Annotated in this window: 21 protein-coding genes; 6 read left to right on the forward strand and 15 right to left on the reverse strand. The window is 70.1% G+C overall.

What is annotated here, in order from left to right; genetic code table 11:
- Nucleotides 1–195: 195 nt before the first annotated feature.
- From AB0H32_RS14110 to AB0H32_RS14130, 5 genes are all read right to left on the reverse strand, one after another.
- A complete protein-coding gene (locus AB0H32_RS14110) occupies nucleotides 196–624 on the reverse strand; it encodes an ATP-binding protein (protein ID WP_361119162.1) in 429 nt (142 codons plus the stop codon).
- Between the two features lie 133 nt (nucleotides 625–757).
- Nucleotides 758–1,168, reverse strand: a complete 411-nt coding sequence (locus AB0H32_RS14115; RefSeq protein ID WP_361119164.1) for a (deoxy)nucleoside triphosphate pyrophosphohydrolase — start codon at nucleotides 1,166–1,168, stop codon at nucleotides 758–760.
- Nucleotides 1,169–1,231: 63 nt separating this feature from the next.
- Nucleotides 1,232–1,423, reverse strand: a complete 192-nt coding sequence (locus AB0H32_RS14120) for an SPOR domain-containing protein (RefSeq protein ID WP_361119166.1) — start codon at nucleotides 1,421–1,423, stop codon at nucleotides 1,232–1,234.
- A 407-nt stretch (nucleotides 1,424–1,830) separates the two neighbouring features.
- Complete coding sequence (locus AB0H32_RS14125) at nucleotides 1,831–2,583, reverse strand: GntR family transcriptional regulator (protein WP_361119168.1); 753 nt, start codon at nucleotides 2,581–2,583, stop codon at nucleotides 1,831–1,833.
- Nucleotides 2,584–2,729: 146 nt separating this feature from the next.
- Nucleotides 2,730–4,037, reverse strand: coding sequence for a DUF4190 domain-containing protein (locus tag AB0H32_RS14130; protein ID WP_361119170.1), 1,308 nt, complete (start codon nucleotides 4,035–4,037; stop codon nucleotides 2,730–2,732).
- A 109-nt stretch (nucleotides 4,038–4,146) separates the two neighbouring features.
- Here AB0H32_RS14130 and AB0H32_RS14135 point away from each other — a divergent pair, with 109 nt between their 5' ends.
- Nucleotides 4,147–5,388, forward strand: coding sequence for a serpin family protein (locus AB0H32_RS14135; protein WP_361119172.1), 1,242 nt, complete (start codon nucleotides 4,147–4,149; stop codon nucleotides 5,386–5,388).
- Between the two features lie 110 nt (nucleotides 5,389–5,498).
- Here the strand turns inward: AB0H32_RS14135 and AB0H32_RS14140 are convergent, their stop codons facing one another.
- Nucleotides 5,499–5,939 carry a MarR family transcriptional regulator gene (locus AB0H32_RS14140; protein ID WP_361119205.1) on the reverse strand — a complete coding sequence of 147 codons (441 nt, stop codon included), beginning with the start codon at nucleotides 5,937–5,939 and terminating at the stop codon, nucleotides 5,499–5,501.
- A gap of 100 nt (nucleotides 5,940–6,039) precedes the next feature.
- On the opposite strand from AB0H32_RS14140, the gene AB0H32_RS14145 reads away from it, so the two are divergent.
- The 3 genes from AB0H32_RS14145 (at nucleotide 6,040) to AB0H32_RS14155 (ending at nucleotide 9,656) form a co-directional block, all read left to right on the forward strand.
- Complete coding sequence (locus AB0H32_RS14145; protein ID WP_361119174.1) at nucleotides 6,040–7,023, forward strand: superoxide dismutase; 984 nt, start codon at nucleotides 6,040–6,042, stop codon at nucleotides 7,021–7,023.
- Nucleotides 7,024–7,456: 433 nt separating this feature from the next.
- Nucleotides 7,457–8,656 carry a cytochrome P450 gene (locus tag AB0H32_RS14150; RefSeq protein ID WP_361119176.1) on the forward strand — a complete coding sequence of 400 codons (1,200 nt, stop codon included), beginning with the start codon at nucleotides 7,457–7,459 and terminating at the stop codon, nucleotides 8,654–8,656.
- 313 nt (nucleotides 8,657–8,969) lie between these two features.
- A complete protein-coding gene (locus tag AB0H32_RS14155; RefSeq protein ID WP_361119178.1) occupies nucleotides 8,970–9,656 on the forward strand; it encodes a Crp/Fnr family transcriptional regulator in 687 nt (228 codons plus the stop codon).
- A 227-nt stretch (nucleotides 9,657–9,883) separates the two neighbouring features.
- On the opposite strand, the gene AB0H32_RS14160 is transcribed toward AB0H32_RS14155, so the two are convergent.
- The 7 genes from AB0H32_RS14160 to AB0H32_RS14190 form a co-directional block, all read right to left on the reverse strand.
- The gene (locus AB0H32_RS14160) at nucleotides 9,884–10,894 is read right to left on the reverse strand and encodes a class I SAM-dependent methyltransferase (protein ID WP_361119180.1); all 1,011 of its coding nucleotides are present in this window, start codon (nucleotides 10,892–10,894) and stop codon (nucleotides 9,884–9,886) included.
- Between the two features lie 70 nt (nucleotides 10,895–10,964).
- Nucleotides 10,965–12,050 carry a class I SAM-dependent methyltransferase gene (locus AB0H32_RS14165; RefSeq protein ID WP_361119182.1) on the reverse strand — a complete coding sequence of 362 codons (1,086 nt, stop codon included), beginning with the start codon at nucleotides 12,048–12,050 and terminating at the stop codon, nucleotides 10,965–10,967.
- Between the two features lie 96 nt (nucleotides 12,051–12,146).
- Nucleotides 12,147–12,530, reverse strand: coding sequence for a Rieske 2Fe-2S domain-containing protein (locus AB0H32_RS14170; RefSeq protein WP_361119184.1), 384 nt, complete (start codon nucleotides 12,528–12,530; stop codon nucleotides 12,147–12,149).
- Complete coding sequence (locus AB0H32_RS14175; RefSeq protein ID WP_361119186.1) at nucleotides 12,527–13,630, reverse strand: amidohydrolase family protein; 1,104 nt, start codon at nucleotides 13,628–13,630, stop codon at nucleotides 12,527–12,529. Before AB0H32_RS14175 ends, AB0H32_RS14170 begins: the two co-directional genes overlap by 4 nt.
- Nucleotides 13,631–13,700: 70 nt before the next feature.
- Nucleotides 13,701–15,008, reverse strand: coding sequence for a helix-turn-helix domain-containing protein (locus AB0H32_RS14180; protein ID WP_361119188.1), 1,308 nt, complete (start codon nucleotides 15,006–15,008; stop codon nucleotides 13,701–13,703).
- A 660-nt stretch (nucleotides 15,009–15,668) separates the two neighbouring features.
- Nucleotides 15,669–16,238 carry a hypothetical protein gene (locus tag AB0H32_RS14185; protein WP_361119190.1) on the reverse strand — a complete coding sequence of 190 codons (570 nt, stop codon included), beginning with the start codon at nucleotides 16,236–16,238 and terminating at the stop codon, nucleotides 15,669–15,671.
- Nucleotides 16,239–16,244: 6 nt separating this feature from the next.
- The gene (locus AB0H32_RS14190) at nucleotides 16,245–17,027 is read right to left on the reverse strand and encodes an alpha/beta fold hydrolase (protein WP_361119192.1); all 783 of its coding nucleotides are present in this window, start codon (nucleotides 17,025–17,027) and stop codon (nucleotides 16,245–16,247) included.
- 156 nt (nucleotides 17,028–17,183) lie between these two features.
- Here AB0H32_RS14190 and AB0H32_RS14195 point away from each other — a divergent pair, with 156 nt between their 5' ends.
- On the forward strand, nucleotides 17,184–17,528 hold the full coding sequence (locus tag AB0H32_RS14195) for a hypothetical protein (protein WP_361119194.1): 345 nt from the start codon (nucleotides 17,184–17,186) through the stop codon (nucleotides 17,526–17,528).
- Nucleotides 17,529–17,670: 142 nt separating this feature from the next.
- Here AB0H32_RS14195 and AB0H32_RS14200 read toward each other — a convergent pair whose 3' ends face one another.
- Complete coding sequence (locus AB0H32_RS14200; RefSeq protein ID WP_361119196.1) at nucleotides 17,671–18,957, reverse strand: beta-ketoacyl-[acyl-carrier-protein] synthase family protein; 1,287 nt, start codon at nucleotides 18,955–18,957, stop codon at nucleotides 17,671–17,673.
- A 36-nt stretch (nucleotides 18,958–18,993) separates the two neighbouring features.
- Entirely contained in the window at nucleotides 18,994–20,013 is a 1,020-nt protein-coding gene (locus tag AB0H32_RS14205; protein ID WP_361119198.1) for a ferritin-like domain-containing protein, read from the reverse strand.
- Nucleotides 20,014–20,215: 202 nt separating this feature from the next.
- On the opposite strand from AB0H32_RS14205, the gene AB0H32_RS14210 reads away from it, so the two are divergent.
- A complete protein-coding gene (locus tag AB0H32_RS14210; protein WP_361119199.1) occupies nucleotides 20,216–21,934 on the forward strand; it encodes an acyl-CoA dehydrogenase family protein in 1,719 nt (572 codons plus the stop codon).
- Nucleotides 21,935–22,042: the final 108 nt, after the last annotated feature.

Consider the following 22,042-nt stretch of genomic DNA (forward strand, 5'->3'; position numbering starts at 1 on the left):
CCGCAGTATCCAGCACTACGGCGCCGCACGACACGGTGTTCACGATCACAGCTCGGTCCAGGCGTTTTTCGGACCGAGCCGCGAGAACACATCCAGTCTTCTAACCAGGGAACACGCCCGCGAATCACACACCCTCGCCCCGGTCGGCGGTCAGGGGCGCACGGTGGACGCCATGGGGCGGGATGTACAGCGGGCTCACCCGGGCACCGCAAGCTCGAACCAGACGGTCTTTCCGGAGCGTCCGGGCCGGGTGCCCCAGCGGCGCGAGGAGTCGGCGACCAGTTGCAGGCCACGGCCGCTCTCGTCCTCGGGGTGGGCGACGCGTTCGCGCGGCGGGTCGGGCAGCGGGTCGGACACCTCGACCAGTAGCACGTCGTCGAGCCCGGCGGGGCGTACCAGCCGCAGACCGATGGGGCCGGTGGCGTGCCGCAGCGAATTGGTCACCAACTCGCTGACCAGCAAGGCCGCCAGATCGCAGAGAGAGTCGAGGCCCCAGCCGCGCAACTGCTCCCGGACCGCGGTGCGGGCCCTGCGCACGGCGCCGGGTTCCGCGGGAAAGGTCCACTCGGCGCAGTCGCCTTCGGTGTCGATCACGCCGATCACTTCCCAGGCCGGTGAGCCCACCCATGTCCGGTTTCATGGGGTTAATGGGGACATACCCGGTATCAGTGGTGCATTACCGTAAACGGCGGCGCACTGTGGCACGAACGGCGTACGGAAGCATCGGTGCGCTCCAGTTCCGCACCGATGAGCCCGCTCAGTGCGCCCCGGCACCCAGGCGCGCGGCGAGTTCACGGACCGCCGGGACGTCCTGGTCGAGCCAGGGCACCTCCCAGAGCCGGTCGGGGGTGAGCCAACGCAGGTCGTCATGGTCCTGGAGAGGGCGGGGATCGGCCGAACCGGGGCGCAGGCGGGCGGTCCACACGTGCAGGACGTACGGGGATCCCAGGGGCCACTCCCCCGGCACACGCTCGACCGGCTCGGCGTCGATGCCGAGTTCCTCGCGCAGTTCACGCACCAGGGCGTCCTCGGGCCGCTCTCCGGTCTCGACCTTGCCCCCGGGCAGCTCCCAGCGCCCGGCCAGTTCGGGGGGCGCGCTGCGACGGGCGGCGAGCAGCCGGCCGGCGTCGAGCAGAGCGGCTCCCACCACCACGATCCGTTCGGTCATGGAGCGGAGCCTACGGGAGCGCACGAGGGGTCAGTTCCGGGCGCTGCCGTCCCCGTTTGAGGGTCAGTTCTGAGAGCCGTCCCCGTTCTGGACGATGCGCTCGACCCAGTAGAGCTGTTTGTGGCCGCGGTCGTCGAGGCTGTCGGCGATCTTCTGCGCCTCGGCCCGGGTCGCGTACCGCCCCACACGGTAGCGATTGCCGTTGTCGTCCTGCCGTATCACGATCCAGGGCAGGGAGACCGTGCCCTCACTCATCGCCCCCACCGTTCCTTCTTGCACTGCCCCGCCCTCCCCCACTCCCGGCCGCTCCCCCACGCTCGACTGCGCTCGTACGGGAGGGACCTCCGCCGCAGGGGGACCCCCGACCCGTCCCGGGCCTCCGCCGTGCCCCGCCTAAGGAAACCGCAATCCGCATATGCCCGAGCGTACGCCCTACCTTCACGCAGCGAATACGCCTTTTCACAAAGAGGTACGCAACCAGCCAGAACCCAGGGGGCGCACGATGGCGAACGCGCCGTCCACCAGGCCGATGTCGTGCACCGGGGGCATATCGGACGGACCCGGGATCACCTGCGAGAACGGCCGGATTGCGGCGGACGGCCGGGAGCCGGGGCAGGGGTACCGCAACGAGGGTGCCACCCGAGGGCGTGCCAGGGTGTGCGCTACTTCACGGGGAGGTGGTACGCGACCCGGTAGCGGTCGGCCGGGATCACGACGTCGGCGGTCTCCACGGGGCGGCCCGAGGCGAAGTAGGTGCGCTGGACGACCACGACCACATGGCCGGGGACGCCGCCCAGGACGTGCAGTTCCTCCGCAAGGCCGGGGCGGGCTCCGACCTCCTCGGTGACGTTGTCCACGATGACGTCGATGGCCCGCATGCGCTCGACGACTCCCATGCCGCCGAGCGGGCCCTCCTCCGGCAGCATCACGGGGGTCCGTCCGGTGACGGCGAGGGGCTCCCAGGAGGTGGAGAGCATCATCGGCTCCCCCGCCTCCCGGAACAGGTACTTGGTGCACATGACCCGCTCGCCGGGCTCGATGGAGAGCCGCTCGGCGATGACGGCCCCGGCCTCGGCCTGCGCGCTGCTCGATTCCCAGGTGCCGCGCACCGAGGCGTCGGCCTGCTCCTGCCGGAAGGGCGTGGCGCCCGCGGCCGGACGGAACCCGGAACGGGCCACGCGCCGGGGCACCGGCCGCTCGCGCACATACGTCCCCGAGCCGGAGCGGCCCTCGACCAGGCCTTCGGCCATCAGCACCTTGCGGGCCTCCAGCGCGACCGTGTCCGAGACGCCGTACTCCTCGCGGATGCGGGCCTGGGAGGGGAGCCGGGTGTGCGGAGGCAGTGAACCGTCGACGATCTTCTTGCGGAGATCACCCGCGACGCGCAGGTACGCCGGCTGCTCACCGAAAGTCACTGGCCGCTCCCATCAGGTTGTACAGACAGCAACAGCCTGGCAACCGTGGGTTGTGCCATGCAAGCAAAGGCCAGAGAATCACTCGATGTGATGACAAGTGGCCGGGGAGGGCTTTACCAGGCGCTTTCTCCCCGCTATGGCCGCGATCACACCTCCAGACGGTCGCCTCCGCTGCCGCCGCCGGCTCCGCCGTCACCGCTGTCACGGCCGTCACGCGCGGGCGGGGTGGTCTTCAGGCCCAGGGCCTTGCGCGCGGGCACCGCCTCCTTCGGGTCCAGCAGCCGCAGACCGGCGCCGTAGGACAGGTAGAAGGCGTCCGCGTCCTTCGCCTTCGCGGCCTTCGCCCACTGGGCCCGCGCCTGGTCCAGGTCTGCCTCCAGCGCGGTGACCGGCGTGCGGGCGCCGGCCGGCCACTCGCGCCCCCGCAGCATCCGGGCCTGCTCGGCCAGCGCCGTCGACACCCGGCCCGCCCACGCCTTGTGCCCGGGCAGGTCCTCCTCGACGTACTGCGCGTCCGGGGCGGACTCCAGGGCCGCGTTGAGGACGTGCGCGGCCTTCAGATAGGCGATCTGGTCGGCGTCGAGGACGGTCTCGTCGTTGCGCAGGGAACCGGTCAGGTTCCCGCCCTCGGACACGCTGCCGAACACACAGGTGACCTCACGGTCGCCCGCGGACCAGCTGCCCCCGGTGGGCGTGAGGTAGTACACGTCGACGTCGTCGGGGACGGCCCAGCCGTCCATGGCGTAGCTGTCCTGCAGGCCGTAGCAGCGCTCGTCGGCGGTGCCGGTCACCGAGTCGTCGCCGGGGTAGACCCCGCCCTTCAGCCGGAACGAGGCGAACACCTCGCCGTCGTGCTCCCCGGAGCAGGGCACCTTGTCGACGTCGTACGTCGTGCCGCTCAGCGAACCGCCGGGTGCATCGAAGCACTCCCCCTTGGCCAGCGAGATGCTCGCGCCGTCGTGCGCGCCGTCCTTGACTCCCTCCCAGAAGTCGGACGCGCCGCCCGTGGCGAGCATCAGCGCCCACAGCGCGAGCCCGATCCCGGAGAGCACCGAGCCGCCGACCGCCAGCCCCGTACCGCGCTCGCCCCGCCGGCGGATCTGGCGCAGCGCGACCAGCCCGAGCACCAGCCCCACGCCCGGCACACAGCACAGCACGCCCAGCACGAGGGAGGCGACGGCGAGACCGTTGACGGGCGCCGGCCGGTTGTAGGGGCTGTAGCCCTGCGCCCACGGCTGGTACGCCGGCGGCCCGTAGGGGTCCTGTCCGCCCTGCGGATACGCCGGCGGCCCGTACGGGTTCTGCCCGCCCTGCGGATACGCCGGCGGCCCGTACGGGTTCTGCCCGCCCTGCGAGTACGCCGGCGGCGCGAACGGCCCCTGCTGATAGGGAGCCTGAGGTGGCCGGTACGGGTCTTCTGGCTGATGGGGGCCGGGGGGCGGGGGTATGGACACCGGTACCGTGCTCCTGGGTAGGGCGGCGGCAGCACAGGACGGGCGAGGGCCCGGCGACTGACTGACGTACGACTGGCCGCATGGTAAGCGGGGCACGAGTGGGGGCGGAATGAGGGTGGAACACCGGGCGGGGAACGGGGTGGACGGCGCCACCGTGCGGGTAGTGAACGGGCTCACCGCACGATGGGCGGCACAGACGCCCGCGGAGGGCACGGCCTTCTCGGCGGCCGGGGTCTGGCCCCTGCTGGCCTTCCTGGCCGACGGCGCGACGGGGGCCGCGCGGGCGGAGCTGGCCGGGGCGCTCGGCGTGCCGGCGGAGCAGGCGGCCGCCGCCGCACGGGACTTGCTGTCCGCGCTGGACGCGGTCTCCGGTCTGGACTCGGCCCTCGGCCTGTGGACGCACCACACGCTGCAGCTGCGGGAGGAATGGCGGGCCGGGCTGCCGGCCCGGACGCACGGGATGTTCGGCGACGACCTCGTCACCGCACAGGAGCAGCTGGACTCCTGGGCGGCCGAGCGGACCGGCGGGCTCGTGGAGCGCATGCCGGTGACGCTGACCCGGGACGCGCGCATGGTGCTGGCCGGTGCCCTCGCCCTGCGCACGGACTGGCGCCAGCCGTTCACCGAGACGGTGCTGCGCCCGGAGTCCGGGCCCTGGCAGGGCCGTTCGCTGCTCGGGCTGCACCGCAGGAGCGTACGGCCGGACCGGGTCGGCGTGGCGGGTACGCCGGACGGCTTCGTCACCGCGCTGACGGTGCCCGGTGACAACGGCGTCGACGTCCATCTGGTGCTCGGCGAGGAGCGGATGACGCCCGGTCAGGTGCTCGGCGCCGGGGTCGGGGTCGTGGACCGCGCGTTCGCGGTCACCGGCGGCGGCGCGCTGCCGTTCGGGCACGTCGGCCCCGGCCTGCACGTGGAGAAGCAGCCCGCCACCGCGCCGGAGCCGATCGCGCTGGACGTGCGGACGGTGGCGTACGAGGTGCGGGCCGACCACGACCTGCTGGCGCTGCCCGGCCTCTTCGGGCTCGGCGCGGCCCAGGACGTCCGCCAGGCCCACTTCCCCGGCGTCAGCCCCTTCCCGCTGGCCATCGGTGCGGCCCGCCAGTCCGCCCTCGCCCGGTTCGGCGCGCTCGGTTTCCGGGCGGCGGCGGTGACCGCGGTCATGCCGGTGCCGGCCGGCGCCGCCCCGCAGTACCACTACGAGACAACGGTCGTCCGCGTGGCCTTCGACCGCCCCTTCGGCTTCCTCGCGGTCGACCGCGAGTCGCGGCTGGTGCTGATGGCGGGCTGGGTGACGGACCCGGCACCGTATCCCGCCATGGGGGTGGGCGGCCTCCCGTCAGGGGGCTGACGAGCCCGTCAGGGGCCCGGGGAGCCGTCACGAGCCCCACGGCCCGTCAAAGGGCCCGATGAGCCCGTCAAAGGGCCCGAGGGGGCTGCCGCGAGGGACATGAACGGCCGTCAGGGGGCCGCGGGGCGCTGTTCCTCCAGCACGCCGACACAGCGGGCGAGCAGCCCGGTCAGGGTGTCCCGCTCCTCGTCGGTGAACGCGGCGGACAGAGCCCGCTCGACGCGTACGGCACGGGCGTCGGCGTCGGCGAGGACCGCGCGCCCCTCCTCGGTGAGACGGGTCTCCAGGACGTTCCTGTGCCACTCGTGCGGGGTGCGGGCGATGTAGTCGCGGTCCTGGAGGTTCTTCAGGACCGTGTTCATGGTGGGCGGGGTGACCCCGCACAGCCGGGCCAGGGCGGCGGCCGAGATGCCGGGGTTGCCGGCGAGGTGCAGCAGGGCGCCGTACTGCGCGACCGTCACGCCCGCCGGCTTCAGGACCGCGGTCTTGGTCGCGTTGAGGGCCTGCTCGGCCCGCTTGAGGTGGGAGCCGAGGCGCTCGGAGGCGGGCATGGAGGTCACCCGCGACAGGTTAATCCGTTGGCGATGATTAGAGGTCTAATCTAGATTCGAATTCGTCATACAGTGAGCACCCGAACCGAGAGGCACTGACGTGTCCCGTTCGATCCACCGCCGCACCTTCCTGACCGGCGCGGCCGCCCTGGCCGTCGCCGCCACCGCCCCCGCTGCGGTCGCGGCCACCGGCCCCCGCATCTCCACGGCCTTCGCCCTCCCCGGCGACCGGGCCTACCCGGAGGGCATCGCTCTCGACGCACGCACGAGGGACGCGTACGTCGGCTCCTACACCACCGGCGCCGTCTACCGTGCCGCCGCCGGACGCCGCACGGCAGAGGTCTTCCTCCCCGCGGGCGCGGACGGCCGTACGACGGCGAACGGACTGAAGGTCGACCGGGCGGGCCGCCTGTGGGTCATCGACTCGACCGCCGGGATCGACGTCTACGACCTGCGCGACCGCTCGCTCGCCGCCCGCTTCGAGGTCCCGGCCGGCGCCGCGCGCTTCGTGAACGACCTCGTGATCACCGCGGACGGCACGGCCTACGCCACCGACAGCGTGCGGCCGGTGATCTACCGCGTCACCCCGGACGAGGTGACCCGCGCCCGCGGCGGCCGCGCACCGCTCACCGAGCGCTACGACCTGAGCAGCGCCGTGCCCCCGCACCAGTCCGGCGCGTACACCCTCAACGGCATCGCCGCGGACCCCACCGGACGCCTGCTGTTCGCCGTCGACATGACGGGCGGCGGCCTCTACCGCGTGCACACCGGCACCGGCTCGGTGCGTCAAGTCACCCTGGAAGGAGGTGACCTGGTCAACGGCGACGGCCTGGAAGTGCACCGTCGCACGCTGTGGGCCGCGCACAACGCCACCAACACCCTCACCCGCTGGGAGCTGTCCCCGGACGGCACCACGGCCCGCCTCCGCCGCCGTCTGACCGACCCCGCGCTCCAGATTCCGACCACCCTGGCCCACACCCGCGAAGGCCTGTTGGTCGTCCGCTCCCAGTTCGACAAGGGCGGCCCGATGGGCTCGGGGGTACCGCAGACGCCGTTCACGGTGGCGCGGGTGACGGGGCTCTGACGGAAGCCGCACCCGGGAGGGGAGCGGCCCGGCGGTGCGGGTGGCGGCGCGCTCCCCGCGAGCGGCGGTCCGCACCGTCCGGGCCCCCGCGGATACCACGTGGAGATCGGCAAATTGCCGGGGGGGGTGAACCGGCTGCGCACGCCCGGGCCGAGGAGTCCGGCCGGGACGGGCACGGATGGCCCGCTCCCCCATCCGTGCCCCCGGCCGACCACCGGCGGACCGTGCGCCACGGGGTGTTCGGCACCGCACCGTTCTTCTCACACCGCCCACGGACCCGGAGCTTCCGGCAAGAAGCGCTCACTGCTCAACAGTGAGCAGACCTGGCGGGACCGTTCGATCAGGCTCCGAAGCAAAAGAGCTTCACGCGGGCCTTCGGCCCACGGGGGAAGTCCGGCCCGGCCGCGGGCAGGAGCAGAAGGAGTGGGACGGCATGACCGAGACAGGACGGGTGTACAGCTACCCCTTCCAGGGACCGACGAACGGGCTGGAGATCCATCCGCGGGTCGCCGAACTCCGGGAGCAGGAACCTCTCGCCAGGGTGCAGCTTCCGTACGGCGCCGAGGGCTGGCTGGTCGCTCGTCACGACGATGTCAAGATCGTCAACTCGGACCCGCGTTTCAGCCGGGCCTCGGTGGGTGAGGACACTCCGCGCACCACGCCGCTGAGCCTGCGCAGCGAGAACATCCTCAGCATCGATCCCCCGGACCACACCCGCCTTCGCCGCCTGGTGTCCAAGGCGTTCACCCCGCGGCGGATCGGCGAGATGCAGTCCTGGCTCGAGGAGCTCGCCTCCGGCCTCATCGACGACATGGCGCGCAAGGGGCCGCCGGCCGACGCCGTGAAGGACCTCGCCGAACCGTTCAGCGTCGCGGTGATCTGCCGGCTGCTGGGCGTGCCCTACGAGGACCGGGGCAGGTTCCAGCACTGGTCCGAGATGATCATGTCCTCCACGACGTACAGCAAGGAGGAGGTGGCGGCGGCCAACTTCGCCCTCTACTGCTACCTGGCGGACCTGGTGGCGGCGCGCCGGGCGGCCCACCACGACGACCTGCTGGGGGTCCTCGTGGCGGCCAGGGACGACGAGGACCGCCTCTCCGAGGAGGAGCTGATCACCTTCGCGGTCACGCTGCTCATCGCCGGGCACGAGACGACGGCTCATCAGCTGGCCAACATGATCTACGTTCTGCTCACCCACGAGGACCAGCTGACCCTGCTCCGCGAGCAGCCCGAGCTGCTGCCGCGCGCGGTGGAGGAGCTGTTGCGCTTCGTTCCGCTCGGCATCGGCATCGTCAATGCCCGTATCGCGACGGAGGACGTCGAGCTGAGCGGCGGCACGGTGCGTGCCGGTGAGGGGGTCCTGGCACCCGTGTCCCACGCCAACCGTGACCCCCGGGTGTTCACCGATCCGGACCGGCTGGACATCACCCGGGAGAAGAACCCGCACCTGACACTCGGCCATGGAGCGCATTACTGCCTCGGCGCCCAGCTCGCGCGCATGGAGCTGCAGGTGGCGATCGGCACGCTGCTCGAACGCTTCCCGGATGTACACCTGAGCGTGCCGGCTCAGGAGATCCCGTGGAAGACGGGCATGTTGTTCCGCGGCCCCCAGCAGCTGTCGATCGCATGGTGAAACCCTGACGGCATCGAATCCTTCCGCATTCCCATTCCGCGCAGTGAGTGACCGACCAGGAACAGGCGCTCGTCCGCCCTCCCGGAAGGCACATAGATGGCGACTACACATCAGTTGCCGAGTTGGCTAAGCTAAACCCCGTGAGTAAATACTCCCGCCACTGCGGCACGGCGGCTCCCGCCGTTGCATCACGAAAAGATCCGGCACATCCGGACTTCTCGGCACGCGGAGCCGCCGACCCGGCGCGGACATGATTCACAGAACGCAGTCGGCTCATCCAACTGCTTTGAGTTGCACGGGGAGTACACGACCGATGAGCACCGCGCATGCCCTCCCGACGTCCGCCGAGTTCATGAGCGGACTGAGAGATCTCCTGGTGGACGGACCTCTGGTCGGCACGCGCCTCACACTCGAGAAGAACGACTACGCCTACAGCTGCGGCGACATCGATCAGAACATCTACTTCCTCGAGAGTGGACGGCTCAAGACGGTCACGTTCTCACGCAGCGGAAAAGAGTGCCTGCTGCGCATATGTTCTCCGGGTGAAATGTTCGGGGAACAGGGCGCATGGGGGATGGCGCGCGAGGAGTCGACCATTGCGATGCAGGACTGCGTCATGTACCGGGTGCCGTACTCGCGCTTCATCAGCACCATCACCGAAGTGGGATTGATCGACGATTTTGTCGCCTACCTGTCCCACCGGCTGTCCGAACAGCAGCAGGCGATAACGGACCTGCTGACCGTCGACAGCGAACAGCGCCTCGGAACGATATTGCTCGACCTGGCCGACAAGCTGGGTAAAGGTGATCGACGCACCCCGCGCATCGAGCAGCGGATCACTCACGAAGAGCTGGCCAGGATGGTGGGCACCACCCGATCCCGTATCGGCCTCTTCCTCAAGTCCTTCCGGAACAACGGACTCATCGACATCTCACAGACCTCACGTCTGATCGTCAATCGGCAGCGCCTCTCGGAGTATCTCGACGAGCGGTACAGCTGACACCGGGCACAGCCGTACGCGGCAGGTCTGCTCACAGCGTGCTGTGTGCAGACCAGCCGCGTACGCAGGACGGTGCTCGGGAACCGGTCGCTGCCGCAGGCAGAGGCCTCCTCGTTCCGGACACCGCGGTCCTGTGGAGTTCACCGCCGACACCGACGCCGATCCGGCCGGTGCCGGCGGTGAACTCGTGGACACCGTGGGGTCCGTGCCCCCGGCGCGCCTTAGGGTCAGGAAGCGAGCGGTTCCAGCTCGAAGATCACGCTGTCCGCCGGCGTCTCCACCCGGTGCTCGGCGACCAGCCGCCAGCCGCCCTCCTCGAACACTCCGCCCCACTCCTCCAGGGTCGGCAGATAGACGCCCATCATCCGGTGCGCCACCTCGAAGCCCAGGGTGAAGACCGGGATCTCGCTGTCCGGGATGGTGGTGGTCCGGGCCGTGTCCCCGAGCAGGAACCGCCGGACGTTGGGGAAGGCCGCCCGCAGCCGCCGCAGCGAGGCCACGCAGTTGTCGCGCGGCCACAGGTCGTGCCCCATCAGGAAGCTCGTCAGCAGGTCGACATCGGCGAACTCGGTATGCGGAGCCGGCGCGGTGGCGTCGTCCAGGATGAACGAGATCCGGTCGTCGAAGCCCGCCTCCCGGACCGCTTCCTCGGCCACGCCCAGGGCGCCTTCGGCAATGTCGATGCCCAGCCCGGTCGCGTCCGGGTTGCCGCGCAGCACGCTGATGATCCGCTCCCCGCTGCCGCAGCCGAGGTCCGCGATCTTGGTGAACTCCAGCTTGCCCACGACCTCGTGGAAGACCGGGTCGAAGAAGTTGGCGTTGATGTCCCGGCAGGCGACGGCTATCGCGGAGGAGTCGCGCCGGTAGAACTGCCCGGACCGGTTCTCGTTCCGCAGCACTGCGGGCATGTCGGCGAAGAGCGCCGCGCTGCCCCGGGACAGCCAGTGGTAGAAGGCCTTGGCCCGGAAGACCTCGGTGAAGTTGACGTCGGGGAGCACCATGCCCGCGCTGCGCTGCACGATGCGCACGCTGGCCAGGGCCTGGAACATGCCCTCGGTCGCCGACGGGTCCAGCCCTTGGCGGTCTGCGAACTCGGCGATGTCGAGCTTGTCGTGGCCGGCGAGCTCGTCGAGTGCGCCGACCTCCCAGGCCGCGCCGATCGCGGACGAGGCGACGGTGGCGTTGAAAATGTCGGAAGCGGTCATTCTCGCCGCGTCCAGCACCAGGTTTTCGGTCACGTCCTTGCCTCCAGACGAAGATGGGATACAGCAAGCAGAGAGAGCCCGCTCGGCGTGCCTGCCGGGTGTGTCATGCGTGTCGGGCGAGCAGGATGCGGTGCATCGGGGTGTCGACCAGCGCCGTCCGGCGCAGACCCGCCCGCTCGAGCCACTGGTCGTACTCGGCGAGCGAGAAGGAGTCACCGCCGCCGGTGACGAGCATGGACGCCGAGAACAGGCGGAAGAACCGGTTGTGGGGCGACTGCGGACCGCTGTCGTCGTCCACGATGTGGTCGACGATCGCGACCACCCCGTCCTCGCGGGCCGCCTGCCGTGCCCGGTGCATCAGTTCCTGGGCACCGTCGGCGGTCTGCAGATGGAAGATGTTGACGAGCAGTACGAGGTCCTGGGCGTCGGGCCACGGCTGCTGGAAGAAGTCCTGGGAGACCGGGCTGAACCGGGTGCCCACACCCAGCCGTTGGGCCTGCTCAGCGGCGATGGGCACGATCCGGGGATCGTCCAGACCGGTGGCCGTCAGTGCCTTGAACCGCTGCAGGAGCAGTTGGCTGTAGATGCCGGTCCCGCAGCCGATGTCCAGCATCGAGCGGGCCGTCTCCTCCTTCCAGTCGGCGTCCGTCAGCAGTCCCGCCAGGGCCTCGACGATGGGCGGCGCCCAGAAGTTGATGCCGCGGGCCACGGACTCGTAGTCCTCGGCCGAGAGCTGGTTGGCGCGGTAGGCGCCGGACTCGTCACGGGCGGGGTGCTTGACGTGCTGGGCCAGGTCGCGCCAGGCGTCCCAGCCGATGGCCCGGTCGTACCGGATCCGGCCCGCCAGGCTGTACAGCCCGCCGGGCAGCAGGCATTCGGCCATGCCGTCGGCGAGCCGGTAACGATGGCCCCCCTCCCCGGTGCTCTCCCGGTACACGATCTCGTAGCAGGACAGCCCGTCCAGCAGCACCCGTACGCCCAGCGGATCGGCGTCCAGGCGCTCGGCCAGCTCGGCCGCGCCGGCCGGCCCGTCCGCCAGGGCGACGAAGGCCCCGAGGTCGAACGCCGCCTCGATCAGGCCCGGTGCGAACATCGCCACCAAGTGCTCGTAGACGCGGTGCGAAGCCCGGACGACGGCGCTGTCCCGGGGGTCGCCGATCAGTTTCGTGCTGTCGACCAGACGTGGCAAACACCCGTCCGGCGGAGAAGTTGCGCTGTCCGATGCCCCGCCGTCTTCCTCGGCGCAGGCGGGAGTATCCACCGTTGTCATCGATCCCCACTCGGGTTAGACGTAGACCACGACCGTGCCGGCCTCGACCGCCACCTCGTAGGTGGCCGCCCGGGAGCGGCCCAGCTTCACCACCGGGCAGCCGGTGCGCGCATCGATCTCGTAGTTGTGGAAAGGGCACACGATCACCCAGCGGTCGGGGTCGGCCACGTGCCGGCCGTCCGGTCCCGCCTGCCACATCCGCTCCAGCTGCCCGGCGGAGAGCGAGGCCCCGTGGTGCGGGCAGTAGTCGGACATGGCCCGGTACTCGCCGCCCGGAAAGGCCGCCACGAGGATGCGGCGCCTGCCCGTGGTGAACAGGCGCATGTGACCGGGTGGGAGTTCGCCGATCGGGCACACCTCGTGGCGGGTACGGTCGGAGGCACGCGCAGCGGCCGTCATTGTGCGTACTCCCCGATCCGGTAGAACTTGGCGGCGTTGTCGTAGAGGATCTTCTGCTTCAGCTCCGGGGAGAAACACGACGGAAGCGAGCGCTCGGGGCTGTCGGAATCCCAGTGCGGGTAGTCCGAGGAGAACATCAGGAACTCGTCGGTGCCGACCATCTCGAACATGTCCAGCAGATGCTGGGGGTTGTCCGGGTTCTCCATCGGCTGCGTGGTGAACTTGACCTGCTCGCGAATGTATTCACTGGGCAGCCGCTTGACCCAGGGGATCTCCCGGCGCAGCGCGCGGTAGTTCTTGTCGAACCGCCACATCAGATGCGGCAGCCAGGTCCAGCTGGACTCGACCATCACCACCCGCAGCGTGGGGAACTTGTCGAACACCCCGCCCGCCACCAGGCTGATCAGCTGCGACTGCCATGCCTGGGTCGCCGCGGTGTGCCATTCGACGAAGTACGGCGGCAGGCCGACCGCGGTCTCGGTGGTGGTGCCGTGGTGGAAGCCGATGGCGAGGTCGTGACGGACGGCGGCCTCGTAGATCGGGTGGTAGAAGTCCCGGCCCAGGGTGTCGTGGGACATCGCCGGCAGCATGATCTGCACGATCTTCGGATGGGGGCCGATCCGGTCGATCTCCGCGACGGCGGAGGCCGGGTCCTGGGCCGCGATGTGCATGCAGCCGAGGAGCCGCTCGTCCTTGCGCAGCCACTCCTTGATCAGCCAGTTGTTGTAGCCCCGTGCGATCGCGGCGGCGAAGTCGGGCTGCACCTTGAACTCTGTGGGGTAGAGCAGGCCGGTGAGCACGGCGTACTTGATGTTGTACGGGTCGAGGTGCTGCTCCCTCATCATGTTGAGGTCGCCGCCAGCGCGCTCACCGGGCGTCCGGATGGTGTCCGGCCTGGCCACTCCACCCGTGGTGGGCCAGGTGTAGGGCAGATGGGTGCCCGTCCAGTTGTTGATGTGAATTCTGCTCCGATAGGGCTCTTCGACGTAGAAGAGAAATCTCGGTCCGGAGATCATCTCGTGGACGTCGGTATCGATGACAGGGGTGAGTTGCGGCGTTGTCTCCGCTTTCTCCTCCTGCCCATCTGTCATGACCGTCATAAGGTCTCCTCGTGCTCATGGAAAGACTCGGCGAGGAAAGATGGGAAAAGCGGTGTGGATACGCAGCGGCTCAGACGGAGACCGCGCCGATGTATTCGCGCATCATTCCGGAGATGCGGTAGGCGTACTGACGGTTTCGTCTGACCTGGATCGCGGAGAAGTCCACCAGATCCGAAAGAACGTCGATGGTTCCGGACTCGGGCTGCTCGCAGTCGGCGGCACTCTCCAGAACGTCACGGATGGAGAATTCCTCGGGCAGTCGCAGCAACTGCCGCAGAACGCTGCGCTGGCAGCCGTCGAGCAGGCCGTAGGCCCAGGCGATGCTGCGGTGCAGCGAGCGCCCGTGCGAGAGCCCGCCCACGTCGTCCTGGTGGAGCATGGGCAGCACCGGCTGCCCGTCGATCAGGATGCGCAGGGGGACCGAACGCAGCCGGAAGGCGGCGTGCTCGACGGCGAGCGGGATCCCGCCGAGCCGCCGGCACAGCTCCACCACGTCCTGCATCTGGTCACTGAGGTCGAGGGTCGGGACCGCGGTGTGCACCCGGCGGAAGAACAGTTCGGCGGCCGGCGGGTAGCCGCCTGCGCCCTCCGTCCAGTCGCAGGACAGCGGCGCCACCTCCCACAGGTCGGCGGGCAGCAACGCCGGCGCGCGCAGCGAGGTGATCAGGATGTGCAGGCCCGGATGCCGTGCGAGCAGTGCCTTCACCTCGGCGGTGACGGCGTCGAGCAGATGCTCGGCATTGTCGATCACGAGGAGCATCTCCGGCTCCGCCCCCGGAGAGCCGCCCGACGCGCCGTCCGCGGGGACGACCTGGTCGATGAGGCGGCGGACCTCGGCGGCGGCGCGGGCGTCGGCGTTCTCTGGAGTGAGCGAGCCCAGCTCCAGCACCGCCACGCCGTCCCGGTAGCGGGGCAGCATACGGGCGGCGCATTCCAGCGCCAGCCGGGTCTTGCCCACTCCGACGGGCCCGGTGAGGATCAGCGGCCAGCCCCGGCGCAGCGTGGTCATCACATGCGCCACGTCGGCCTGCCGGCCGATGGTCACATCCGTCTTCGGCCGGATTCCGGTCCACTTCGCGTCGGCCGGAACCTCCACGGCATCGGTCAGCAGATCCAGCTCGAAGCCCGGCAGGAACGCCTCGGCCGAGACGCCCGAGCGGCCCCGATGCGGGACCGGGGAATCGTTGTCATCGGTCACCGACCGCAGAGCCTCCAGCAGCAGCCCCACCGAGCTGCGGCGCGGGTTCTTGATGGCTCCCGTTTCGAGGTTTCTGATGGTGCGTACGCTGACGTTCGAGCGTTCCGCTAACTTCTCCTGGCTCCAGCCCACCAGTTTTCGGCGAGCCACAAGCATGGCGCCGAGCTGGTTACTGTCCATGACTATTCACTTCTTGCCCCCGTACGGTAATTCAGAAATCCTGCGTGCCACCCGATATGAATTGGACGTCATGCCGAACGATATGGGGATTCATTGATCGATGGCAGCTGGTATCACTTCAGGAGCCTAGAGGACTCTCGTCGGAGTTCCGCGCTCCCTCGAAGATTTAGTTGATCCTATCCACAAACAACCGCCTCAAAGCAAGCTCCATTACGGAAAATTTACCTTACATTAGTCCGTCTTGAGCATAACCCGTCGTGTCGTACAGCAAGTCCATGCTGTGGCCAGTGACTATGCCATCGATTGAATTCGGACTCCAGTTGCCGGGCGGATAGGCAATTGCCGGGACCGGCAACTTCTCATTGAACCGGTTTAGGTAACGCCTCGTGGCTGTGGGTGATGCGCCAGGCGGCGGCGGGCTCGGCGAACCCTTTCAACCGTCGGTTTGTCGCTGATATCGGTCCATGCGTGAAACCTCCGGCAGATCTGTGCTGCCAGAGGCTCCGTCCGTATCTGGCACCACATCACTTGTCCGGCGGCGCATCATTTGTCTGACACCGCAGCACTTGTCTGGCACCGCAGCACTTATCGTGCACCGCAGCCCTCTTGGGAATGGAAGCCCCTCGCCCGCCCCTCGCGGCTGCAAGGTTGGCGAGAAAGTCAGCTCCCTGTTTCCGCGCCGTTCTCCTGGACGGCCGGGGAGGACGGTCCGTAGGGGCGTATCTCGGTGATGCCGGGGGCGCGACGCTGCATGACCCACTGCTGGGCGGCCAGGGTCACGCCGACGCTGAGCCAGATGCCGGTGCCGTTGAACGGCTCGCCGAAGAACACCGCGGCAACAGCGCCGAGGACGAACCGCTCCAGCAGGTTGCCCAGCCACAGGTACATGGTGGTGCGATTGCCCTTGCGCAGCAGCCGGCCCGTCTGGTCCCGCCACATCGGGATCGTGCGGCCCCGGTAGTAGCCGAACCCGAAGGAGAAGGCCAGGCCGATCACGAGGAACGTGATGCCGGACACGGTGGCTTCACTCGGCCCGGGGGGCAGCAGGCCGCGCAGGCCGAGCAGCACGCACCACAAGTAGGTCTGGGCTCTGACCTCACGGACGTTGAACTGCGAGCCGATCACGATGGCCGAGATGACGAGAATGACGGCCACATTGATCAGGATCAGCACCTTGTCGTCCATCGGCTGGTGCTGCGCGGCCAGGAGCCAGGTCGTGGGGGGAGTCATATTCACCTACTGCTCGTCGTCGGGCCGTAAGGCCCCGGGCAATGCCCTGCCGAGGGCGTCCAGCACGGCAGCGGGATCCCGCTGGGGGAAGCCGTGACTGCCCGGCAGGAGGGTCAGGGAGAACTCGCCCGCCGCACAGGCGGACCAGTGGTGCAGCTCGGCCGTCGGCACCACCGGGTCCTCGACGCCTCCGAGAACGTGCAGGGGTGTGTGCAGTGGCATGGGGGGTGCCACGACGTAGGACTCGGCGAGCGCGAGGTCCCTGCGCAGGACGGACAGCACCTGGCGCAGGAAGTCGGGGTGGTCGAACATCTCCCGGGGCAGGGCGTCGTGGCCCGCGAGCCAGCGCAGCAGTTCCCCGTCGTCGGCCGTGTGGATCTCCGTGACGGACGGCCGGTGCGGGGCGCGTGCCGCCGCGACCACCGTGGCGAGGGGGGCGGGACCGCCGCGCTCCTGGAGCAGGAGGGTGAGCTGGTGGGCCAGCAGACCGCCCAGACTATGACCGAAAAGCACGTACGGCGGCTCCAGCTCCCCGGCCAGCCCGGCCAGCAGCTGTTCGGCGAGTTCCTCCAGCGTCTGCGGCAGCTCCTCGTCCGCGCGGGTGCCGCGGCCGGGCAGCTCCACCGGCGCGAGTTCGATCCCGGGCGGCAGCCGGTCCCGCCAGGCTCGGAAGGAGCCCGATCCGGCGCCGGCCTGGGGTATGCAGATGAGCCGAGTCCCGGGACGCGTCACGCTGACGCGGCCCAGGATCCAGGAGGCCGACCGTGTCGGCGAAGCGCCGCTGTTCATGACCTTCATCGTAGGTGGGTGATCGGAGCCGTCCCCAGGAAAAGGGGCGGCAATCAGCCTGCCGGAACGGCAAGTTCCGGCGGTCGCGGCTACTTGCCTGGACGTTGCCGGAGCCCCTGCCTGGAGACGGGCCGCCCGGCTGGCGAGGATCCTGGCATGACTGACACCGCGACCGCGCTCGATGCCGCCTTCGTTCCCGACGTGATCGGGAAGCTGGTCCACTGCCTCGCCCCCGCCAAGAGGGACGTCACATCGACCACCAAGTTCATCAGCGACCTGGCCTACCACTCGCTCGCGATGGCCGAGTTGGGCTACATCGTCGAGGACCTGTTCGAGCTCGACGCCCTGCCGTACGAGCAGACCATGGGGCTCGAGACGGTCCAGGACATAGTCGACCTCATCCAGAAGCACCTGCAGGCCGGCGAGGCCACCATGCCGACCGCCGAGCAGGTTCGCCTGGCCCTCGCGCCGCACGGCGGAGACTGGCCGCTCGCCGCCTGAGCACCGGCCCACAGCCGACCGAGCGCGGGCCACGGACCATGTCGGCCACATGAACAGGCGCCGGCCGCGCAGGACGACCTCCCCCGCTCGTCCGCGCGGCCGGCGCCGCCGTGTTGTGTACCGGACCTTCCGTCCGTCCGGATCATCCGGGGCCGGGGACTCCCGGCGCGGGACGGTGGTTGCGGAAGGCCAGCACGGTGTTGTGCCCGCCGAAGCCCGCGCTGTGGGACAGGGCGGCCAGTCCCCCGGGCGGCAGCGGCCGGGGCTCGCCACGCACCAGGTCGAGGTCGCATGCGTCGTCCGGATCCTCGAGGTTGACGATCGGCGGCGCGACACGGTGGTGCAGAGCCAGCACCGTCATCGCCGCCGCCAGCGCCCCGGAGGCACCGATGAGGTGTCCGGCCGACGCCTTGATCGCCGACACCGCGCGGCCCGGCCCGTCGAGCGCCGAGCGGATGGCGGTCGCCTCGGCGGCATCGCCCGCCGGCGTGGACGAGGCGTGCGCACTGATGTGCCCGATGTCCCCGGCCGCGAGACCGGCGTCGTCGAGGGCACGCTCGATGGCATGCGCCATCCCCGCACCGCTCGGATGCGGACGGGCCACGTGATGGGCGTCGGCGCTCATCCCCGCTCCGGCCAGCTCCGCGTAGATCCGGGCGCCGCGGGCACGGGCGTGCCGTCCGGACTCCAGGACCAGCAGGGCCGCGCCTTCACCGAGCACGAAGCCGTCGCGCTTCTTGTCGAAGGGCCGGGACGCGCACGCCGGGGCGTCGTTGGTGCGGGACAGCGCCTTCATCGCGGCGAACGCGGTGATGGCCATGGGGTTGATCACCGCTTCCGTGCCGCCCGCCACGACGACGTCGGCGCGGCCCGCCCTGATCAGGTCGAGCCCGGTGGCGACGGCGTCCGCGCCCGCCGCACAGGCCGTCGCGGGGGCCTGTGCCGCGGCGGTCGCGTTCACCTCCAGCGCGCACAGGGCCGCCGCCGCGTTGGTCATCAGCATCGGCAGGGTGTACGGGGAGACCCGGCGGGTGTCGCCGGCCCGGATCAGATCATGGGCCGGCAACAGGGTGCCTAGCCCGCCGATACCGCTGCCGACGACAACGGCCACCCGCTCCGCCGCGGGCGCCCCCGGTGCGCCTGCGGCACCGGTGAAACCGGCGTCCGCCCACGCCTCGCGCAGCGCCACGAGGGCGAACTGGGCCGCGCGGTCGGTGCGCCGGGCCTGGATGCGGTCCAGCAGGGGCCCCGGTTCCACCGCGGCCGGGGCGGCGATGCGCACCGGCAGGCCGGCGGCCCAGGCCTCGGTCAGCGGGACCGCCGCCGAGGCGCCGGCCAGCAGGGCCTGCCAGGTGCTGCGGGCGGTGCCGCCCAGGGGCGAGGTGGCAGCGAGCCCGGTGATGACGATGTCGTCGTGGTGTGCGGACACGCTCCTCCGTTCCGTTCGGCTCACGCGCGGCACGGCCTAGGCCATGCCGCGGAACGCCTCGGGCTTGGCCAGTGACTCGCTGAGGAACAGCTCACGGATCTTCGGGCTGAGCAGCCCGAGCTGCCGCAGCACATGGATCACCTGCTGGAACAGCAGCTGCCGGTAGCCGAACATCATCGGGTCGTTCATCGCGAAGGTGACGCCGCGTTCGACGTCCAGCTCCATGCGCTCCCAGACCTCCCGCAGCAGGAAGCGACGGGACATCAGATGGATGGACTCCAGCAGGAACTGCTCCCGCACGTCCTGCTCCGCGCTGGTCATCTCGTCGTACATCCCGGTGAGCGAGACGACGCCGAAGCCGATGTGCCGCGCCTCGTCCCGGGCGACCATCCGCGTGATGGAGGTGATGATGGGGTCGCCGAAACCGGTGCTGGCCAGCCGGGTGGCCGCCAGCGCCAGCCCCTCGACGATGACCTGCATGCCGAGGTAGACGATGTCCCAGTCCGACTCCCGCAGAAGGTCGCGCAGCAGAGCCTTCAGGCCGGGGTTGATGGGGTAGGACGTGCCCAGCTTCTCGTCGACGTACCTGGCGTACGCCTCCACGTGCCGGGCCTCGTCGGCCACCTGCGAGGCGGCGTAGATCTTCGCCTCCATGTCGGGCACGGTCTCCACCAGGCGCGCGGTGGTCACCAGGGCGCCCTGCTCGCCGTGCAGGAACTGGCTGATCATCCAGGCCAGGTACTCCCAGCGGAACTGGTTGAGCAGTTCCCTGGGCACCGGGCTGCCTTCGCCGACGACGAAGGACGCGAGGCCGGCGCTCTCGGCCTCGTTCAGCGGCTCACCGAACCGGACGTCGTGATTCCAGTCGATGTCCGTGGTGGCATTCCACTGGGCGTTCTTGTTCTTTTCATAGAGCGCCCAGATACGGTTTTTACGCTCACCGTAGTTCCAGTTCAGATTGGCCCGGAACGCCGCATCGACCTCCATGAGACTGTCCCTGGTCTTCTCCAGGGTGAAAAGCGTGGAGTCCTGTTCCCCAGGGGCCTCGGTAGTCATTCGCGGTGATCCCTTCGATTTCCCGCCAAGTCGCTCCGCCTACTCTCGACCACCGCGAACCGCGAAGCCTAGGCACAGTCTCGGCAACTTGGGGGCATGACGAGTTGCCTGCCGCATGCCTGGGGACGAGGCGGGTAGATCGCGACACTGGTCCGGGACGTCGTGGCGACGAATCCCGAAATCCCTGCACAGGAGTGGCTGAATGGAGCCGAATTCCGTCCCTCGCCCCACCAGGAGGCTGATTGCCGAGCTGGAGGAGCTGCTGGGGGATCCGCTCGCCTCGTCCGGCCCGTTCTCGTTCGCCGAGACCGTCGCCCACGAGGAGCGTGACGCGATACCGCCGGGGGCGTTCGAGACCCTGCGCGCCTGGGGGCTGACGGGCTGTCTCGTCCCGCAGTCCGTGGGCGGCACACTGCTCAACCTGGAGTCGGCTCAGGCACTGATCCGCTCGGTGGCGCGCCGCAACCTGACCTTGGCGGTGAAGTTCGGCTCGAGCGCGCTGGGCGCCCAGCCGGTGTGGCTGTGGGGCACCCCCGAGCAGCGCAAGCTCGTGGCCGAGGGCGTGCTGGCCGGGGACGCGGTGTGCTTCGGCGTCTCCGAGGCGGACGCCGGCAGCGATGTGGCGGCCACCGCCACCACGGCCCGTCGGGACGGTGACCGTTACGTCCTGGACGGCGAGAAGTGGCCGGTGGGCAACGCCACCCAGGGACGCTTCGTCACCGTACTTGCCCGCGGCCCCCGCGGCCCGATGCTTCTGCTGGCGGACAAGGAGGACCTGCCGCCCGGCTCCTGGACACCCAAGCCCGTGGTGCGCACGGTCGGGCTGCGCGGCCACGACCTGAGCGGCATCGCCCTGCACGGCGCACCCGTCCCCGCCGACGCCGTCGTCGGGCGGCCCGGCCGCGGCAGCCTCGACATGGTCCGCTGTCTGCAGATCACCCGGACCGCCATCGGCGGGATGTCCCTCGGCACGATGGACGCGGCCCTGCGGATAGGGCTCGACTACGCGCACCGGCGTCAGCTGTACGGCCGTCCGATCCTCAGCATCCCGGTGGTGCGCGAACACCTCGTGGGCGCACACCTGGACCTGCTGGCGGCCGAGTGCACGGCGATCCCGGTGGCGCGGGCGCTCAGTGTCGTACCGGCGCGCATGGCTCTGTGGTCCTCGGTCGTGAAGTACCTGGTTCCGGTGATCGGCGAGGAGGTCCTCGAACACGTGGCCAAGGTGCTCGGCGCCCGGGGCTATCTCCGCGAGCTGGTCGCCTCCGGCGCCTTCCAGAAGATCCGCCGGGACCACGCCATCACCACGATCTTCGAAGGCACCACGCACGTCAACCTCCACCTCATCGCCACCCAGTTGACCGCCCTGGCCGAGGTGTACGACCGTCCCGTCCCCGGTTCGGAGCAGGTGCTGAGCGAGCTGTTCGACCTCTCCCGCGAGGCCCCCGTGTGGGTGCCGGACGGTGACGAACTCACGCTGACGACCGGCGGACAGGACGAGATCATCCGGTCCTGGCGCGGCGCGCTCACCGAACTGGCCGAGCAGGCGGCGGCGCGGTGCACCCCGCAGCAGGCCGCGGACCTCGCGGAGGTGACGGCCGCGCTGGACCGGCGGCGCTCCGCGCTGTACGGCGGGGTGGCCGAGCGCGGGATCGACGCCGGCTCGGTCGTCGGCTCCCGGGCGGCGGCCGAGCACTGCGTGCACCATGCGGCCGCCTCGTGCGTGCAGGTCTGGCTGCACCACCAGGGAGCCGAACCGGACGCCGGCTGGCTGATCCTGGTGCTGCGACGGCTGCTGCAGCGACTCGACCCGGCTGTGCTGCTGGACGAGCAGGAGCGCCATCTGCCCCGGTTCGAGGCGGTCATGGAGCGCTGCCGCGCCGAGGGACGGTACTTCTCGGTCGACGCCGTGCTGGAGTGACGCGGGGCATGAGGGGGGGCCGCCCCGTGGGTAACGGGCGGGCCCCCCCCGGTGCCGGGGGGGGGGGGGGGGGGCCCCCCGGGGCCGCCGCCGGCGCGTGGCGCTTAT

It is taken from the genome of Streptomyces sp. NPDC020362, from assembly GCF_040642095.1.
Taxonomy (GTDB): domain Bacteria; phylum Actinomycetota; class Actinomycetes; order Streptomycetales; family Streptomycetaceae; genus Streptomyces.

What these genes read in the sequence shown, in the direction of transcription:
- AB0H32_RS14115 (WP_361119164.1), bottom strand. Translation starts at nt 1,168, where the DNA reads ATGACCGAACGGATCGTGGTGGTGGGAGCCGCTCTGCTCGACGCCGGC.
- AB0H32_RS14120 (WP_361119166.1), bottom strand. Translation starts at nt 1,423, where the DNA reads ATGAGTGAGGGCACGGTCTCCCTGCCCTGGATCGTGATACGGCAGGAC.
- AB0H32_RS14135 (WP_361119172.1), top strand. Translation starts at nt 4,147, where the DNA reads ATGAGGGTGGAACACCGGGCGGGGAACGGGGTGGACGGCGCCACCGTG.
- AB0H32_RS14140 (WP_361119205.1), bottom strand. Translation starts at nt 5,939, where the DNA reads ATGCCCGCCTCCGAGCGCCTCGGCTCCCACCTCAAGCGGGCCGAGCAG.
- AB0H32_RS14150 (WP_361119176.1), top strand. Translation starts at nt 7,457, where the DNA reads ATGACCGAGACAGGACGGGTGTACAGCTACCCCTTCCAGGGACCGACG.
- AB0H32_RS14155 (WP_361119178.1), top strand. Translation starts at nt 8,970, where the DNA reads ATGAGCACCGCGCATGCCCTCCCGACGTCCGCCGAGTTCATGAGCGGA.
- AB0H32_RS14170 (WP_361119184.1), bottom strand. Translation starts at nt 12,530, where the DNA reads ATGACGGCCGCTGCGCGTGCCTCCGACCGTACCCGCCACGAGGTGTGC.
- AB0H32_RS14175 (WP_361119186.1), bottom strand. Translation starts at nt 13,630, where the DNA reads ATGACGGTCATGACAGATGGGCAGGAGGAGAAAGCGGAGACAACGCCG.
- AB0H32_RS14180 (WP_361119188.1), bottom strand. Translation starts at nt 15,008, where the DNA reads ATGGACAGTAACCAGCTCGGCGCCATGCTTGTGGCTCGCCGAAAACTG.
- AB0H32_RS14185 (WP_361119190.1), bottom strand. Translation starts at nt 16,238, where the DNA reads ATGACTCCCCCCACGACCTGGCTCCTGGCCGCGCAGCACCAGCCGATG.
- AB0H32_RS14190 (WP_361119192.1), bottom strand. Translation starts at nt 17,027, where the DNA reads ATGAACAGCGGCGCTTCGCCGACACGGTCGGCCTCCTGGATCCTGGGC.
- AB0H32_RS14195 (WP_361119194.1), top strand. Translation starts at nt 17,184, where the DNA reads ATGACTGACACCGCGACCGCGCTCGATGCCGCCTTCGTTCCCGACGTG.
- AB0H32_RS14205 (WP_361119198.1), bottom strand. Translation starts at nt 20,013, where the DNA reads ATGACTACCGAGGCCCCTGGGGAACAGGACTCCACGCTTTTCACCCTG.
- AB0H32_RS14210 (WP_361119199.1), top strand. Translation starts at nt 20,216, where the DNA reads ATGGAGCCGAATTCCGTCCCTCGCCCCACCAGGAGGCTGATTGCCGAG.